The sequence below is a fragment of the Streptomyces sp. CMB-StM0423 genome, from assembly GCF_002847285.1.
GTDB lineage: Bacteria > Actinomycetota > Actinomycetes > Streptomycetales > Streptomycetaceae > Streptomyces.
Window position 1 is genome coordinate 7,548,803 of record NZ_CP025407.1, and the last position, 15,039, is coordinate 7,563,841.

At 73.5% G+C, this 15,039-nt stretch carries 13 protein-coding genes; 4 read left to right on the forward strand and 9 right to left on the reverse strand.

All coding sequences use genetic code 11. The features are described 5' to 3' along the window. Positions 1 to 65: 65 nt before the first annotated feature. On the reverse strand, positions 66 to 455 hold the full coding sequence (locus tag CXR04_RS32800) for a hypothetical protein (RefSeq protein ID WP_101425833.1): 390 nt from the start codon (positions 453 to 455) through the stop codon (positions 66 to 68). 173 nt (positions 456 to 628) lie between these two features. Here CXR04_RS32800 and CXR04_RS32805 point away from each other — a divergent pair, with 173 nt between their 5' ends. Then, positions 629 to 1,051 carry a roadblock/LC7 domain-containing protein gene (locus CXR04_RS32805; RefSeq protein ID WP_051102889.1) on the forward strand — a complete coding sequence of 141 codons (423 nt, stop codon included), beginning with the start codon at positions 629 to 631 and terminating at the stop codon, positions 1,049 to 1,051. 31 nt (positions 1,052 to 1,082) lie between these two features. Here CXR04_RS32805 and glpK read toward each other — a convergent pair whose 3' ends face one another. From glpK to CXR04_RS32835, 6 genes are all read right to left on the reverse strand, one after another. Then, positions 1,083 to 2,603, reverse strand: a complete 1,521-nt coding sequence (gene glpK, locus CXR04_RS32810) for a glycerol kinase GlpK (RefSeq protein WP_101425834.1) — start codon at positions 2,601 to 2,603, stop codon at positions 1,083 to 1,085. A 15-nt stretch (positions 2,604 to 2,618) separates the two neighbouring features. After that, positions 2,619 to 3,353 carry an MIP/aquaporin family protein gene (locus tag CXR04_RS32815; protein WP_101425835.1) on the reverse strand — a complete coding sequence of 245 codons (735 nt, stop codon included), beginning with the start codon at positions 3,351 to 3,353 and terminating at the stop codon, positions 2,619 to 2,621. A 305-nt stretch (positions 3,354 to 3,658) separates the two neighbouring features. After that, positions 3,659 to 4,456, reverse strand: coding sequence for an RluA family pseudouridine synthase (locus tag CXR04_RS32820; protein ID WP_234380610.1), 798 nt, complete (start codon positions 4,454 to 4,456; stop codon positions 3,659 to 3,661). A gap of 30 nt (positions 4,457 to 4,486) precedes the next feature. After that, the gene (locus tag CXR04_RS32825) at positions 4,487 to 4,981 is read right to left on the reverse strand and encodes a TrmH family RNA methyltransferase (RefSeq protein WP_101425836.1); all 495 of its coding nucleotides are present in this window, start codon (positions 4,979 to 4,981) and stop codon (positions 4,487 to 4,489) included. A gap of 55 nt (positions 4,982 to 5,036) precedes the next feature. Then, positions 5,037 to 5,864, reverse strand: a complete 828-nt coding sequence (locus CXR04_RS32830; RefSeq protein WP_101425837.1) for a M15 family metallopeptidase — start codon at positions 5,862 to 5,864, stop codon at positions 5,037 to 5,039. Between the two features lie 94 nt (positions 5,865 to 5,958). Further along, entirely contained in the window at positions 5,959 to 8,292 is a 2,334-nt protein-coding gene (locus CXR04_RS32835; protein WP_101425838.1) for a glycoside hydrolase family 31 protein, read from the reverse strand. Between the two features lie 257 nt (positions 8,293 to 8,549). On the opposite strand from CXR04_RS32835, the gene CXR04_RS32840 reads away from it, so the two are divergent. Continuing rightward, entirely contained in the window at positions 8,550 to 10,628 is a 2,079-nt protein-coding gene (locus tag CXR04_RS32840; RefSeq protein WP_101425839.1) for an acetoacetate--CoA ligase, read from the forward strand. A 70-nt stretch (positions 10,629 to 10,698) separates the two neighbouring features. After that, a complete protein-coding gene (locus CXR04_RS32845) occupies positions 10,699 to 11,577 on the forward strand; it encodes a hypothetical protein (protein ID WP_101425840.1) in 879 nt (292 codons plus the stop codon). A 278-nt stretch (positions 11,578 to 11,855) separates the two neighbouring features. On the opposite strand, the gene ptsP is transcribed toward CXR04_RS32845, so the two are convergent. Beyond that, on the reverse strand, positions 11,856 to 13,526 hold the full coding sequence (gene ptsP / locus CXR04_RS32850) for a phosphoenolpyruvate--protein phosphotransferase (RefSeq protein WP_101425841.1): 1,671 nt from the start codon (positions 13,524 to 13,526) through the stop codon (positions 11,856 to 11,858). Positions 13,527 to 13,625: 99 nt separating this feature from the next. Continuing rightward, entirely contained in the window at positions 13,626 to 14,075 is a 450-nt protein-coding gene (locus CXR04_RS32855) for a PTS sugar transporter subunit IIA (RefSeq protein WP_101425842.1), read from the reverse strand. Between the two features lie 301 nt (positions 14,076 to 14,376). Between CXR04_RS32855 and CXR04_RS32860 the strand changes: the two genes are divergently transcribed. After that, on the forward strand, positions 14,377 to 14,997 hold the full coding sequence (locus CXR04_RS32860; RefSeq protein WP_101425843.1) for a CDP-alcohol phosphatidyltransferase family protein: 621 nt from the start codon (positions 14,377 to 14,379) through the stop codon (positions 14,995 to 14,997). Positions 14,998 to 15,039: the final 42 nt, after the last annotated feature.

A 15,039-nucleotide genomic window follows, 5' to 3' on the forward strand; every position in this document is an offset into this window, starting at 1 on the left:
CCGGGGCGCTCGGGTTCGGACACCGCACGGCCGCGCGGCGGCACGGCAGCCGCCGGCGGGCCCCGTCAGACTCCCGCGGGCACCGCTCCGGGCGGCCGGTCGCGCTGCGTACGGCGGCCGCCGCGGCGCTCCCTGCGGGCGCGGCGGGCGGCGCTGCTGGGCCGCGACTCCACCCCGTACCGCTGCTTCCAGACCTGCCGCGTCACCCACACGTCCAGCACGCCCCAGGTCGCGACCACGGTGCTCACGACCGTGCTCAGCAGCAGCGGAAAGGCCGGCCACGACCCGCTGACGGTGAACAGCAGGGCCGCCATCGCCTGGCTCAGGGTCAGGGCCACGATGATCACGGCGCGTACGGCCGCCGTCCGCACCGGGTCCGGAAGCCTCGGTGTGCCGACGGGCTCCTCGACCCAGAGCGGCGATTCGGGGCGCCGCAGCTCCTCCTCCGCAGCCATCAGTTCCCTCTCCCGCTCGACTGCCGGGTGTCCAGGGTCACTGCCCCGCACGCGGGGTGACGAAAGCCCGGGGTACCCATGTTCACACGTTCCGATGTGTCAACGTTCGAAGGGGGCTACGAGTTGCCGGGGCGACGGTAGTAGGCTGCGCCGACTGGGGAAGGGACGCGGGCATGGTTGTGCAGGGTGGGAACAGACGGCAGCCGGCCGGGAGCCGGTTGAACTGGCTGCTCGACGATCTGGTGGGGCGGCTGGCGAGCGTGCGGATGGCGCTGGTGCTGTCCTCCGACGGGCTGCCGATGAGCGTCTCCGAGGACGTGAGCAGGGAGGACTCCGAGCATCTGGCGGCGGTGGCCTCCGGCATCCACGGCCTGGCCAAGGGCGTGGGCACGCACTTCGAAGCGGGTTCCGTACGGCAGACACTCGTGGAGCTGGACGACGCGTTCCTCTTCGTCACCGCGGCGGGCGACGGCAGTTGCCTCGCGGTGATGGCGGCGTCGGACGCCGACATCGGGCAGATCGCGTACGAGATGACGCTGCTGGTCAAGCGGGTCGGCGAGCATCTGGCGGCGGCGCCGCGGGGCAGCAGGTCCTGACGTCGGACGGCCGCGCCGCGGCGCCGCGGCGTCAGCCTGCGCCGTCCTCCCGGTCGTCCTGCCAGCCGAAGCTGCGCTCGACGGCCTTGCGCCAGTTGCGGTACTCGCGCTCCCGCGTGCCCTCGTCCATGCGCGGCGTCCACTCGGTGTCGCGCTTCCAGTGGGAGCGCAGCTCGTCCTGGTCCCGCCATACGCCCGTGGCCAGGCCCGCGGCGTAGGCGGCACCGAGGCAGGTGGTCTCGGAGATCACCGGCCGCATCACGGGTACGCCGAGGACGTCCGCCTGGTGCTGCATCAGCAGATTGTTGGCGGTCATTCCTCCGTCCACCTTCAGGTCCGTCAGCCGTACCCCCGAGTCCTGGTACATCGCGTCGACGACCTCGCGCGTCTGCCAGCTCGTCGCCTCCAGCACGGCGCGCGCCAGGTGCGCCTTGGTGACGTACCGGGTCAGGCCGGTGACGACACCGCGCGCGTCGCCGCGCCAGTAAGGGGCGAACAGCCCGGAGAACGCCGGGACGATGTACGCGCCGCCGTTGTCGTCGACGCTCGCCGCCAGCGTCTCGATCTCCTCGGCGGCGGAGATGATGCCGAGCTGGTCACGGAACCACTGCACCAGCGCCCCGGTGATGGCGATGGACCCCTCCAGGCAGTAGACGGGCGCCTCGCCGCCGATCTGGTAGCCCATGGTGGTCAGCAGCCCGTTCTTCGACGGCACCGGCCGGGTCCCGGTGTTGAGCAGCAGGAAGCTGCCCGTGCCGTACGTGTTCTTGGCCTCGCCGACGCCGTAGCAGGTCTGGCCGAAGATCGCCGCCTGCTGGTCGCCGAGCGCGGAGGCCACGGGCACGCCGTCGAGCTGTCCCGTGCAGGTGCCGTAGACCTCGGCGGAGGAGCGGATCTCCGGCAGCATCGCGGCCGGGAGGTCCATGGCCGACAGGATGGACTCGTCCCACTGGTGGGTCTCGATGTTCATCAGCATGGTGCGCGAGGCGTTGGTGACGTCGGTGACGTGGACGCCGCCGTCCACGCCGCCGGTGAGGTTGTAGATCAGCCAGGAGTCGACGGTGCCGAAGGCGATCTCGCCGTTCTCGGCGCGGCGGCGCAGTCCGGGCACGTTGTCGAGCAGCCAGGCGGCCTTGGGCCCGGAGAAGTAGCTGGCGAGCGGCAGCCCGGTGCGGTCGCGGAAGCGGTCCTGGCCGTCCTCGCCGCCGAGTTGGGTGCACAGGGCGGCGGTGCGGGTGTCCTGCCAGACGATGGCGTTGTGCACCGGCTTGCCGGTGGCCCGGTCCCACAGCACGGTCGTCTCGCGCTGGTTGGTGATGCCCACGGCGCTCAGCTCGTCGGCCCGCAGCCCCGCCTTGGCCAGCGCCCCGGCGACCACGGCCTGGGTCTTGGCCCAGATCTCGGTGGCGTCGTGCTCCACCCAGCCGGGCCTGGGGAAGATCTGGCGGTGCTCGCGCTGGTCGACGGCGACGATGGCGCCGTTCTGGTCGAAGACGATGCAGCGGCTCGATGTGGTGCCCTGGTCGATGGCGGCGACGTACTTGTCCGTCATGACGTCCCCTTGCTGCTAGAAGGCGAGTTTGTAGATCAGCGCGCTCAGCACGCCGCCGATCAGCGGGCCGGCCACGGGTATCCAGGCGTAGTTCCACTCGCTGGTGCCCTTGTTGGGTATCGGCAGCAGCGCGTGGGCGATACGGGGACCCAGGTCGCGGGCCGGGTTGATGGCGTAGCCCGTGGGGCCGCCGAGCGACAGGCCGATGCCGACGACGAGCAGCGCGACGACGAGCACCTGGGTGCCGGACTCGGCCAGCCCCTCGGTGAGGCCGAAGGCGAGGATCGGCAGCACGAGGCCGACGGTGGCGATGATCTCGGTGACGAGGTTCTGCCACGGGTGGTAGATCTCCGGGCGGGTGGAGAAGATGCCGAGCGTCTCGACGGACGTCTCGCGGTTCGCGTTGCGGGCGAACTGGCCGTAGTAGACGAGCCAGGCGAGCACGGCGCCGATGAGGGCGCCGAGCATCTGCGAGGCGATGTACAGCGGCACCTTCCCCCAGTTCTCGTTGCTCTCGACGGCCACGCCGAGGGTCACGGCCGGGTTGATGTGCCCGCCGGACAGCGGCGCGGCGGTGTACGCGCCGGCCAGCACGGCGAAGCCCCACCCGAAGGCGATGACGACCCAGCCGGACGCTTTGGCCTTCGATTTCTCCAGGGTGACGGCGGCGCAGACGCCCGCGCCGAACAGGATCAGAATGGCGGTGCCGATCACTTCACCGGCGAAGATGTCCCCATTGGGATAGTCCATTGCGGCTCCTCGATCAACCACCGGGATCACCGTCCCGGCCGAGACGAAGGGTGCGTTCTTCCCTGGCTGTTGCCATGACGTCGAGCGCCGGCAGGGGAGGGAGGTCCACACCCCGGCCGGCGTCGCTGCGAGCGCGCGTCAGCGAGGCGTATCGCCGGTGGGAGACAGAGCGGCGGGGCCGTCGTGCGGCGATGCCCGACTGACATCCGGCAGTGTTCACCTGCCCTGATGGACCGTCAAGACACTGGACACGACGGCCTCAAATGTATTTTCGACACCGCTGGTCCGGGGCCGGACCGCACGCGTCACGCCGGGCGGAGGAGCCTCGCGCCGTCGCGCAGCAGGCGGTCGACCGCGTCGGCGGAGAGGGCGTCGGCCAGCGGCCCCCAGAAGCCGTCGTCCGGTTCCGCCACCGCGTCGACGCGGCTGCCGTCGCGCCAGGAGGCGTCGAAGCCCAGCCGCCAGGAGTGCAGATGCGTCCGCAGACCCGCCGCCGCGGCAGCCTTGTCGAAGAGGGGGTCGCCCAGGATCGGGTGGCCGATCCAGGCGAGGTGGACGCGGATCTGGTGCCGCCGGCCGGTGACCGGGCGGGCGAGGAGCACCGAACGCCCGCCGTCGCTCCAGAGCGTACGGAAGTGGGTGGTCGACGGGTAGTTCTTCCCGTCGAGCACGTCCTCCTCAGCGACCCACCAGCGGCCTTCCGCCTCATCCGCCCGGATCGCCTCGCGCGCCGCGGCGATACGCACCCTGTTCTTCCGGCCGACGCCGAGGGGCAGTTCGATCGTGCCCCGGTCGGGCAGTCCGGTGGTCGCGGTGACGACCAGATACGCCTTGTCGACGGTCCGCTTGTTGAACTGCCGGGTCAGGCCGCCGTGCGTGGCCAGGTCCTTGGCGAAGAGAACGACGCCTGAGGTGACCTTGTCGATGCGATGGGCGGGATAAAGCTGTTCTCCCGCCTCGGCGGCGAGTTCCACGAGATCGGTGCCGTGCCGCTCACCCATCACGGAAATCCCGGCGGGTTTGTTCAGGACCAGGACCGATTCGTCCTCCAGGAGTACGGAAGTGTCGCGGACTTCCCGCCAGCCGGGCACGGTCATCTGCATGTCTCTCATCGAATTCGGGCGGGTTCCGGATCAGCCTTCGGGGTACTGCTTGCAGTACTCGTACAGCGCCATGGCCGTCGCGGTCGCGACGTTGTAGCTGTGCGGCATTCCCCAGACGGGAATCTCGACGCAGTCGTCGACGAACTTCAACTCCTCCTCGGTGAGGCCGAGCCGCTCGTTTCCGACGGCGAGGGCCGTTTTCCGGGGGAAGGAGTAGGTGTGCAGATTGTGGGAGTTGGTCGTCTGCTCCAGGCCGACGACCCGGTAGCCGGCCGCGCGGAGATCCTTCAGCACCGGCGGAAGGGTCCTGCGGACCTCGATCGTGACGTGGTCCGTGCTGTCCCGGGCGACATCGGGGTCGACTTTCGCGTTACCGCACGCGATGACCCTGGTGATTCCGCAGCATCCCGCGGTGCGGACGATGCTGGACAGATTGGCGCGGGTGCGAAGAGGAGCACAGGCCACGACGATTTCGCGCTCTCCGGTGAGCGTGGCCGGCGGCCGATGCCGAATGTGGTCGAACATAATCGGCCCAGTCTACAAGGGCGGACTGGGTCGGAAGGCCGCCGGCCGCGCTCCGTCAGCGTCCGCTACCGGACAGCGAGCGGCGGTGGACCGGGAAGTCGAAGTACGTGTCCGGGAACGGCTCGCCCGCGAGAGCGAAGTGCCACCACTCGTACGCGTAGTTCACGAAGCCCGCCGCCTCCAGGCCGTCCTTGAGCCGCATCCGGTTCGCGCGCTGCTCGCCCGTGACCCGCTCGTCCAGCGTGTGGCTGAGAGTGTCGAAGCAGTCGTAGCCCGTGCCCATATCGATCGAGTTGTCGGGGAAGCGCTCCTGCTGCGGGGCCGCGCAGTCGACGAGCGGTTCGCCCGGCTCGTACGGGCGCGTGCTCCCGGCCGGCAGCTTCACCAGAGTGAGGTCGACGACGCTGCCGCGGCTGTGGCCGGAGCGGGCGGCGATGTAGCCGTCGTCGAAGAGCCGGGACTTGTCGACGCGCGGGTAGAACTCGTCCTTCATCCGCTGGTCGCCCAGGTCCTCGGCCCAGGTGACGAACTGGTCCACGGCGCGCTGCGGGCGGTAGCAGTCGTAGACCTTCAGGGTGTAGCCGTCCCGGAGGAAGGCCCGCTGCGCCTTCTTCAGCGCCCGGGCGGCGTCCTCGGTGAGGATGCACATCGGCTTGCGGTAGCCGTCGATGCGCTCGCCGGTGAAGTTGTGCGGGGTGACGTAGCGGATGTCGTGCAGGATCGTCGGGTCCACGTCGGAGAGCGCGACGAACTCCTTCGGAGCCTTCGGCTCCGGCTTCGCGGCGGCCGGGGGTGCCGCGGTGGCCGTGACGGCGAGGGCCGCGGCGGCGGCCAGGACGGCGAGCCGGGACAGGGGGCGCGCGAGGGCGGCGTTCATTGGCATGGCCCTTTCACTATCGCAGCGGGGGCGCGTGGGGAAGGGGACGGCACGGGACTGTCCGGGTGTACGGAACGGGGCGGCCCGACCGTACGGGCGGCTACTCGCCCCGTACCCGCACCGGCAGGTCAGGCTCCGCGCCGTCCTCGCGCCGCACCGTCGTACGGCCCGTCCACCGCGTCACGTACCGCTCCAGCCGCGGCGCCTCCCAGCCGTCCCCGTCGTCCCGTACGACCACGCCGCCGCCCGTGACGCCGGGCGGCGGCGCCCAGACCTCCAGCTCCGTACCGCCGTCCGCGCCCGCCACCGGCAGCACCGCGCCCGCCCGGGCCAGCACCGGCACCCGGGCGAGCGGCGCCTCCAGCTCCACGGTGCCCGGGCCGGTCAGGGCGCGGCCCGTCGCCGTGTCGTACCACTGCCCCAACGGCAGCCGCACCGCACGGCGGCGGGCTCCCGCGGCCAGCACCGGGGCCACCAGCAGCGCGTCGCCGAGCAGAAAGGCGTCCCCCGTCTCGCGCAGCGCCCGGTCCGCCGGGTGGTACCACCACGGGGGACGGACCCAAGGCGCACCGGTACGTTCCGCGAGCCGGGCGAGCGTCGCGAGATACGGGCGCAGGCGCTCCCGCTCGCGCAGCGCCGCGCCCGCGTGCTCCAGCACCTCGGGCCCGAACTCCCACGGCTCGCGCCGCCCGGCGTCGAACGCGCAGTGCGTGCGGAACAGCGGCAGGTACGAGCCGAGCTGGAGCCAGCGCAGATACAGCTCGGGATCCGGCCGCCCGCTGAACCCGCCGACGTCCGGGCCCGAGTAGGGCACCCCGCACAGGCCCAGGCCGACGACGAGCGCCAGCGACGCGGACAGGCCGGGCCAGCCGGTGGCCACGTCGCCCGACCAGGTGCCGCCGTAGCGCTGGAGGCCCGCCCAGCCGGAGCGGGAGAAGAGGAACGGGCGGCGGTCGGGCTGCAGTCCGGTCAGCGCCCCGTATGCGGCGCGGGCCATCTGCAGGGCGTAGACGTTGTGCGCCTCGCGGTGGTCGCCGCCGCGTCCCTCCAGGGCGTGCCGGGTCGAGCGGGGCAGGGTCTTCTCGCCGAAGGCGGCGAAGGACGCGGGCTCGTTCATGTCGTGCCAGAAGCCGGTGAAGCCCTGCTGCAGCCGCTCCGCGTAGAGCCCGCCCCACCACTTGCGCGCCCGAGGGTCGGTGAAGTCGGGGAAGACCGCGTCGCCCGGCCACACCACGCCGCGCACGGGGCGGCCGCGCGCGTCCCGTACGAAGGCGTCGGCGGCCACGCCCGCGTCGTACACCGGATAGCCCGGCTCGGCCTTCACGCCCGGGTCGACGATCGAGACCATGCGCACGCCGTCGGCGGCCAGCTCGCGGGCCAGCCGGGGCAGGTCGGGGAAGCGGTGCGGGTCGGCGGTGAAGACGCGGTGGCCGTCGTAGTGGTCGATGTCCAGGTGCACCGCCGCCAGCGGCAGGCCGCGCTCGCGGTAGCCGCGTACCACGCGGCGTACGCCCTCGGCGCCGCCGAAGTCCCAGCGGGCGTGCTGGTAGCCCAGCGCCCAGGCGGGCGGGACGGCGGGGGCGCCGGTGAGCGCCGTCCAGCTCTGCAGGACGCGGGCGGGGGTGCCGGCCATCACCCAGTAGCGCAGCGGGCCGCCGGCCATGCGCACCTCGACGCGGCCCGGCCGGTCGTGGCCGGAGCCCGCGCCCTCCGCGCCGCGGTACAGCTCGACGGTGCCGTCCCAGGAGTTGTCGTGGAAGAGCAGATGGCAGCCTGCGTCGGAGACGACGAACTGCACGGGCATCGTCAGGGACAAGGGGTCGTCGCCGGGGGCGAAGGCGCCGCCGGGGTCGCTGTTCCACAGCCGGTAGCGGCCGTCCGGCAGGGAGGGGCCCGCGGAGCGGCCGCCGAGGCCGAAGAATTGGGCGTCCGGGGCGACGTGGGCGCGCTGCACCCAGCGCCGTACCTCCTCGCGTGCGTCGTCCTCCGGGAAGCCGGCCGGCGACTCCCACCAGCGCGGCGGCTGCTCCCGGCGCAGCACGACGCCCGCGGGCGTACGCACCTCCACCGCCCCGCGCCGCGACACCGCCACGGTGACCCGCTCCGACACCACCCGCCAGCCGCCGCCCGCCGCGTCCGGTTCGAGCTCCACGCGCGCGTCCGTCTCCGGCCCGCGGGCGAGCGCGTACGACGGCTCCGGCTCCGCGCCGTCCCAGCCGCAGAACACCGCGCCGGTCGTCGTCACCCGCAGTTGCAGCACGGAGCGGGCGAAGCGGATCACGCCCCCGCCGGGCGCCGGCTCGGCCCCGACCGCGAGCCCCGGCACCCGGGCCCGCTCCACACGGCGGCGGGGGAGCGCGGCGGCGTCGGCCCGCCGGTTCCGCACGGCGGCGCGCAGGGCGCGGGCACGCCGGGTGAGGGCGGAGGGATCCATGCTGATCAGCCTGCCACCGCACACCACGGCGGGCGAGAGAGTTCAACCGCTGTTCACCGGGAGTGCGGTCGTGCGCCGCCTGTGCACGCCGCACGACGGCACGGACCGGTCGTACTGGTGCCGCTTTCGATCACGTGGCATCGTCTCACCGGAGCACCGGCCACCCTCGCCGGGCGCTCCGTGCGCGCCGCGGCCGCCCCACCGGGCCGGCGGCGGCGCAGACCCTCATGCGGATGCCGTACCACGGGAGTCACGCCATGCCGAGCCAGCCGCCCACCGAACCGTCCGCGCCGTCGGCGCCGTCTGCGGGCGCCGCTCCTTCCGAGCAGCCCGAGCCGCCCGCGGCGCTGTGGCGGCCCGGTCCGGAGCGCGTCGGGAAGGCGCAGCTCACCCGCTTCCACCGCTGGGCCGCGGAGCACCACGGCGCGCCGGCGCCGGTACCCGGCGACCCGGAGGCGAACTACGCGGCGCTGCACCGCTGGTCGGTGGCGCCGGACGGCGGCCTGGAGCGGTTCTGGCGGGCGGCGGCCGAGTGGTTCGACGTCCGGTTCTCCAGCCCGTACGAGACGGTCCTCGCGGACGCCGCGATGCCGGGCGCCCGCTGGTTCCCCGGCGCCAGGCTCAACTACGCGGAGCACGCGCTGCGCGACGTCGGCACCGCCGCCGGACCGGCGCTGCTGCACGTCGCCGAGGGCGGCGGGCCGCAGCCGGTGAGCCGGGCGGAGCTGCGGGCGCAGGTCGGCTCGCTGGCGGCGGAGCTGCGCCGGCTCGGCGTACGGCCGGGGGACCGCGTGGGCGCGTACCTGCCGAACATCCCGCAGGCCGTCGTCGCGCTGCTGGCGACCGCCGCGGTCGGCGCCGTGTGGACCTCCTGCTCCCCGGACTTCGGCGCCCGCAGCGTCCTGGACCGCTTCCGCCAGGTCGAGCCGGTGGTGCTCGTCACCGTCGACGGCTACCGCTACGGCGGCAAGGAGCACGACCGCCGCGAGACCGTCGCGGAACTGCGCCGCGAACTGCCCACCCTGCGGGCCGTCGTGCACGTCCCGCTGCTCGGCACGCCCCCGCCCGAGGGCGCGCTGGAGTGGGACGCGCTGGTGGCCACGGGCGCGGAACCGGTCTTCGAGCAGGTGCCGTTCGACCACCCGCTGTGGGTGCTGTACTCCTCCGGCACCACCGGCCTGCCGAAGGCGATCGTGCAGTCCCAGGGCGGCATCCTGCTGGAGCACCTGAAGCAGCTCGCGCTGCACTGCGACCTCGGCCCGGGCGACCGCTTCTTCTGGTACACGTCCACCGGCTGGATGATGTGGAACTTCCTCGTCTCCGGCCTCCTGGTGGGCGCCACCGTGATCACGTACGACGGCAGCCCCGGATATCCGGACGTCGCGGCGCAGTGGCGGGTCGCGGAGCGCACGGAGGCGACGTTCTTCGGCACCTCCGCGGCGTACGTCATGGCCTGCCGCAAGGCGGACGTGCACCCGGGCCGCGACCTGGACCTGACGCGGGTGCGGTGCGTGGCCACGACGGGCTCGCCGCTGCCGCCGGACGGATTCCGGTGGATCCACGACGAGTTCCACCGCGCGGACCCCGCGGGTCCCGCGGACATGTGGATCGCGTCGGTCAGCGGCGGCACGGACGTGTGCAGTTGCTTCGCGGGCGCGGTGCCGACGCTGCCGGTGCACATCGGTGAGCTGCAGGCTGCCTGCCTGGCCACGGACCTCCAGGCGTGGGACCCGGCGGGCGAGCCGGTCACGGACGAGGTGGGCGAACTGGTGGTGACGCAGCCGATGCCGTCGATGCCCGTACGGTTCTGGAACGACCCGGACGGCGAGCGCTACCGGGACAGCTACTTCTCCACGTACCCGGGCGTGTGGCGGCACGGCGACTGGATCACGCTCACGTCGCGCGGCTCGGTCGTCATCCACGGGCGCTCCGACTCGACGCTGAACCGGCAGGGCGTGCGGATGGGTTCCGCGGACATCTACGAGGTGGTGGAGCGGCTGCCGGAGGTGCGGGAGTCGCTGGTCATCGGCGTGGAGCTGCCGGACGGCGGGTACTGGATGCCGCTCTTCGTCCAACTGACCACGGGTGCACGGCTGGACGACGGCCTGCGGGACCGGATCCGTGCCGCGCTCCGCGAGCAGCTCTCACCGCGGCACGTGCCGGACGAGGTGATCGAGGTGGAGGGCGTGCCGCACACGCTGACCGGCAAGCGGCTGGAGGTGCCGGTGAAGCGGATGCTGCAGGGCACGCCGCTGGAGAAGGCGGTCAATCCGGGGTCGGTGGACCGGGTGGACCTGCTGAGGTTCTACGAGCGGCTGGCGCGGTCGCGGAGCTGACCCCGCGGGGATTGTCAGACCCCTCGATTACGGTGCGTATTGATCGGTTGCGCTCCGTAGAGGGGGAGTCATGGCGCGTACGAGGACGGATGCCCGGCTGCTGCGCCGGGAGATGCCGGGTGCGGTAGGGCTGTTGGCGGATGCCGCGGACTTCGCGGCGATGCGGCGGTATGCGAGCTTTCTGTTCGACGACCACGCGGCGTATCTGCGGCAGGTCGAGGGGGTCCTGCGGGCCCGGGCCACACAGGGGGCGTACACGACGGTGGCGCTCTTCGACCCACCGGGCTTCGCCCGCTTCTGCGCGGAACGGGGCCTGGAGCCGGACACCCCGGTGAGCCGCTGCCGCTACGTGGCGGAGTCCGCCGCCCGCGGCCCGGCGGTGCCGTACGGGGGCCAGCCGATGGACCGCCTGGTGCCCCAACTCCTCGACGCGGCCGCCCGCAGCCGCTCCCGCGAACGCGCGGCGACGCTGCTGGCGGCGGCGGGCCGCTGCGAGGACTGCGGCGAGCACCGCGCCGACGCGGCACTGGCCCGCGCGGGCCTGCTGGTCGACCGCCTCACGGAGGCCCTGGGCCCGGGCGCGCAGCACGTGGTGACCACGGTCCGCGCGGCGGGCTTCCCGCTGGTCGCGGTGGCCCGCAGCGCGGACCCGCCGGGCCCGCCGCGCCTTCGCCCGCCGGACGGTGAGGCACTGCGGCTGGTGCTGGCGGCGGGCATCGTCACGTCGGGCACGGGCGGGGTGGTGGCCCGCACGACGGGGGCGGACGGCAGGGAGCGGGTCCGCGGCTGGCGGCTACGGGACGGCTGGCCGGCCCCGTTGACGGAGAAGGAGGTCTACGCGGCGTACTGCACGAACGCCAGGACAGGAGCCCCCCTGCCCCCGGAACCCGACGTCACCTACAGCGCCGGCACGCCGCTGCCCCGCCCGGAGAAGGGCTGCCACCGATGAGGGCGGAACGGGTGCGGTGGCTCTTGGCCAGACGCCGAGCGCCCGGAGGGGTTGGGCGGCATCCCTGTCCGCCCACCCATGCGAGCGGGCGCGATCGCCGCCCGCCTCCTGCAGGCACGGAGGGCCGCGCCGTGCCGGGTCCGGGGCGGCAGCCCCGGTTTCGGGAAGGGGCGGGGTCGGGGAGCACCCCTCGCCGCAACCCCGCGTGCGCAACTCCCAGGCAGCCCGCTCACCTTCGCAGCCCCGCACAAGCCGGCACCCCGGCCCGGAACAGCCCCCTACTCGCCCGACAGCACCGCCCGCGCCGCCTCCCTGGCCTCCTCGGCCGTGTCTGCCGCCCGCGCCGCCGACGCCGCGCGTTCGCACTGCGCCAGCGTGTGCTTCGCCAGCGCCGCCCGCACGTACGGGATCGCCGCCGCGCCCATCGACAGCGACGTCACCCCCAGCCCCGTCAGCACGCACGCCAGCAGCGGATCCGACGCCGCCTCGCCGCACACCCCGCAGCTCTTGCCCTCCGCCTTGGCGCCCTCCGCCGCGAAGGACACCAGGTCCAGCAGCGCCGGCTGCCACGGATCCTGGAGCCGCGACACCGCCCCGGCCTCCCGGTCCGCGGCAAACGCGTACTGCGCCAGGTCGTTCGTGCCCAGCGACAGGAACTCGACCTCCTGGAGGATCGCCCGCGCCCGCAGCGCCGCCGCCGGGATCTCCACCATCGCCCCGGCCTTCGCCGCCAGCCCGGCGTCGCGGCACGCTGCCGCGAAGTCCGCGGCGTCCTGCCGGTCCGCCACCATCGGCGCCATCACTTCGAGGTACACCGGCAGCCCGGCCGCCGCCCTGGACAGCGCGGTGAGCTGCGTGCGCAGCACGTCGGGGTGGGCCAGGAGGGACCGCAGTCCGCGGACGCCGAGCGCCGGGTTCGGCTCGTCGGCCGGGGTGAGGAACTCCAGCGGCTTGTCGGCGCCCGCGTCCAGGACGCGTACGACGACGCGCCCCTCCGGGAACGCCTCCAGCACCTGGCGGTACGCGGTGATCTGCGCCTCCTCCGACGGCGCCGTCCTGCTGTCGTCCAGGAACAGGAACTCCGTGCGGAACAGCCCCACGCCCTCCGCGCCCGCCGCGACGGCCGCCGGCACGTCCGCGGGACCGCCGACGTTCGCCAGCAGCGGCACCTTGTGCCCGTCGGAGGTCGCCCCCGGGCCGTTGGCCGCCGCCAGTGCCGCCTTGCGCTCGGCCGCCATCTGCGCCATCTCCGCGCGCTTCTCCGGCGCGGGCTCGACGAACACCTCGCCGGTCGAGCCGTCGACGGCCACGACCGTGCCCTCCGCCAGTTCGACGGCGCCCGGCAGCGCCACCACCGCGGGCACGCCGAGCGCGCGGGCGAGGATCGCGCTGTGGCTTGTCGGCCCGCCCTCCTCGGTGACGAAGCCGAGGACGAGCGAGGGGTCGAGGAGGGCGGTGTCGGCGGGCGCGAGGTCGCGGGCGATGAGCACGTACGGCTCGTCGCTGTCCGGCACCCCCGGCATCGGCACGCCCAGCAGCCGGGCGACGATCCGGTTGCGCACGTCGTCGAGGTCGGCGACCCGCCCGGCCATGTACTCCCCGGCCCCGGCGAGCAGTTCGCGGTACGCCGCGAAGGCGTCGTACGCCGCGCGCTCCGCGGAGGAGCCGACGGCGATCCGCCGCTCCACGTCCGCCGCCAGCTCCGGGTCCTGCGCGATCATGGCCTGCGCTTCCAGCACGGCCTGCGCCTCACCGCCGGCCAGGTTGCCGCGCGCCACCAGGTCGGCGGCCACCGCCTCCACGGCCTTGCGCACCCGCTCCTGCTCGCGCGGCGCCTCCGCCGCGGGAATCTGCTTCGCCGGCGGTTCGAGCACCGCCGTGCCCATGTGCCGTGTCTCGCCGATCGCCACCCCGTGGCTCACGCCGACGCCTTGCAGGGTCGTCTCCATGTCACCAGTCTTCCGCAAGTGCGCGGCGGCGTCCCGCCGCGGCTGTCGTACGCGCACGGGCCGCAGCACCGGGCCCGCAGATCGGTCACCGCCGGCTGGTCACTCCCAGGTGAACAGCGCCTCGCCGGCCTTGATCTTCCCGTCCTCCGCCACCGCGGACAGCGCCCCCTCGGCCGCCTCCAGCGCCACCACCGGCGAAATCGGCGATTTGCCGGCCTCCTCGACGGCGGCGGTGTCCCAGCGGATGACGGGCTGCCCGCGCTCGACCCGGTCGCCCTTGGCGACGAGCAGTTCGAAGCCCTCGCCGTTGAGCTGCACGGTGTCGATGCCGAGGTGGGTGAGCACCCCGCGCCCTTCGTCGTCCACGACGACGAAGACCTGCGGGTGCAGGGAGAGCACCAGGCCGCCGATCGGCGCGACCGCCTCGGAGGGCCCGCGCTCGGGGTCCACGGCGGTGCCGGGACCGACCATCGCCCCGGAGAAGACCGGGTCGGGCACGGCGGCGAGCCCGATGGCGCGGCCGGTGAGCGGGGACGAGACTTGGGTCATGCCGGGGCCTCCAGAAGACAGCGGGGGGTCGGCGCCGCCCGCATCCGTGGGGGCCGTGCCGCTCCTGAAGCGTAACCAATCGGAACCTTCCATTCCGCACCGAGGGAAGCCACCCGTGCCCAGCTCCCTCCCGGCCTCCGGGCAACCCCCCGCGCAACCCGCCGGACCGCCCCCCGCCCCGCCCCGTGCCCAGCCCTCCGAACCGGCCTGCGCGCGGGCCCGTTACCGCCGACGGGTAAGGTCAGAGCGCATCGTCGGCGCGTCTGGCTGCACCGGCGGGAACGGACGGGGAGGCAGGCGGGTGGAGGTCCAGGAGACGGCTGAATCGAAGGACCGGATCTTCACCGTCCCCAATCTCCTGAGCATGTCCCGGCTCGTCCTGGTGCCGGTCTTCCTGTGGCTCATCCTCTGGCCGGAGTTCGGCGGCCCGAACGCCGACGGCTGGGCGCTGGCGATCCTGGCGTTCAGCGGCATCAGCGACTACCTCGACGGCAAGCTGGCCCGGCGCTGGAACCAGGTCTCGAACCTGGGCCGCATCCTCGACCCGGCCGCGGACCGCCTCTACATCCTGGCCACACTCGTCGGCCTGACCTGGCGCGGGATCCTCCCTCTGTGGCTCACCGTCCTGCTGCTCTCCCGCGACGCGATCGTCGGGGTGGCCGTCTGGCTGCTCGGCCGGCACGGCTATCCGCCGCCCCAGGTGAACTTTCTGGGCAAGTCCGCCACCTTCTGCCTGATGTACGCCTTTCCGTTGCTCCTCCTCAGTGACGCAAGTGGATGGGTCTCGTCACTCTCTGCTATTTTCGGATGGGCGTTCGCCGGCTGGGGTACAGCGCTGTACTGGTGGGCCGGCGGCCTCTACCTCACCCAGGTGCGCCGTCTCATCCGAGGGGACGCCCGCGCGGACACCACCCCCGACTAGGCGGCAGCCGGCATCGCCGTCTCACGCCCAAGGAGGACGCTT

Excerpts from the sequence above, each read along its gene's own strand:
- CXR04_RS32800 (WP_101425833.1), bottom strand. The coding sequence starts at position 455 with ATGGCTGCGGAGGAGGAGCTGCGGCGCCCCGAATCGCCGCTCTGGGTC.
- CXR04_RS32805 (WP_051102889.1), top strand. The coding sequence starts at position 629 with ATGGTTGTGCAGGGTGGGAACAGACGGCAGCCGGCCGGGAGCCGGTTG.
- glpK (WP_101425834.1), bottom strand. The coding sequence starts at position 2,603 with ATGACGGACAAGTACGTCGCCGCCATCGACCAGGGCACCACATCGAGC.
- CXR04_RS32815 (WP_101425835.1), bottom strand. The coding sequence starts at position 3,353 with ATGGACTATCCCAATGGGGACATCTTCGCCGGTGAAGTGATCGGCACC.
- CXR04_RS32820 (WP_234380610.1), bottom strand. The coding sequence starts at position 4,456 with ATGCAGATGACCGTGCCCGGCTGGCGGGAAGTCCGCGACACTTCCGTA.
- CXR04_RS32825 (WP_101425836.1), bottom strand. The coding sequence starts at position 4,981 with ATGTTCGACCACATTCGGCATCGGCCGCCGGCCACGCTCACCGGAGAG.
- CXR04_RS32830 (WP_101425837.1), bottom strand. The coding sequence starts at position 5,864 with ATGCCAATGAACGCCGCCCTCGCGCGCCCCCTGTCCCGGCTCGCCGTC.
- CXR04_RS32835 (WP_101425838.1), bottom strand. The coding sequence starts at position 8,292 with ATGGATCCCTCCGCCCTCACCCGGCGTGCCCGCGCCCTGCGCGCCGCC.
- CXR04_RS32840 (WP_101425839.1), top strand. The coding sequence starts at position 8,550 with ATGCCGAGCCAGCCGCCCACCGAACCGTCCGCGCCGTCGGCGCCGTCT.
- CXR04_RS32845 (WP_101425840.1), top strand. The coding sequence starts at position 10,699 with ATGGCGCGTACGAGGACGGATGCCCGGCTGCTGCGCCGGGAGATGCCG.
- ptsP (WP_101425841.1), bottom strand. The coding sequence starts at position 13,526 with ATGGAGACGACCCTGCAAGGCGTCGGCGTGAGCCACGGGGTGGCGATC.
- CXR04_RS32855 (WP_101425842.1), bottom strand. The coding sequence starts at position 14,075 with ATGACCCAAGTCTCGTCCCCGCTCACCGGCCGCGCCATCGGGCTCGCC.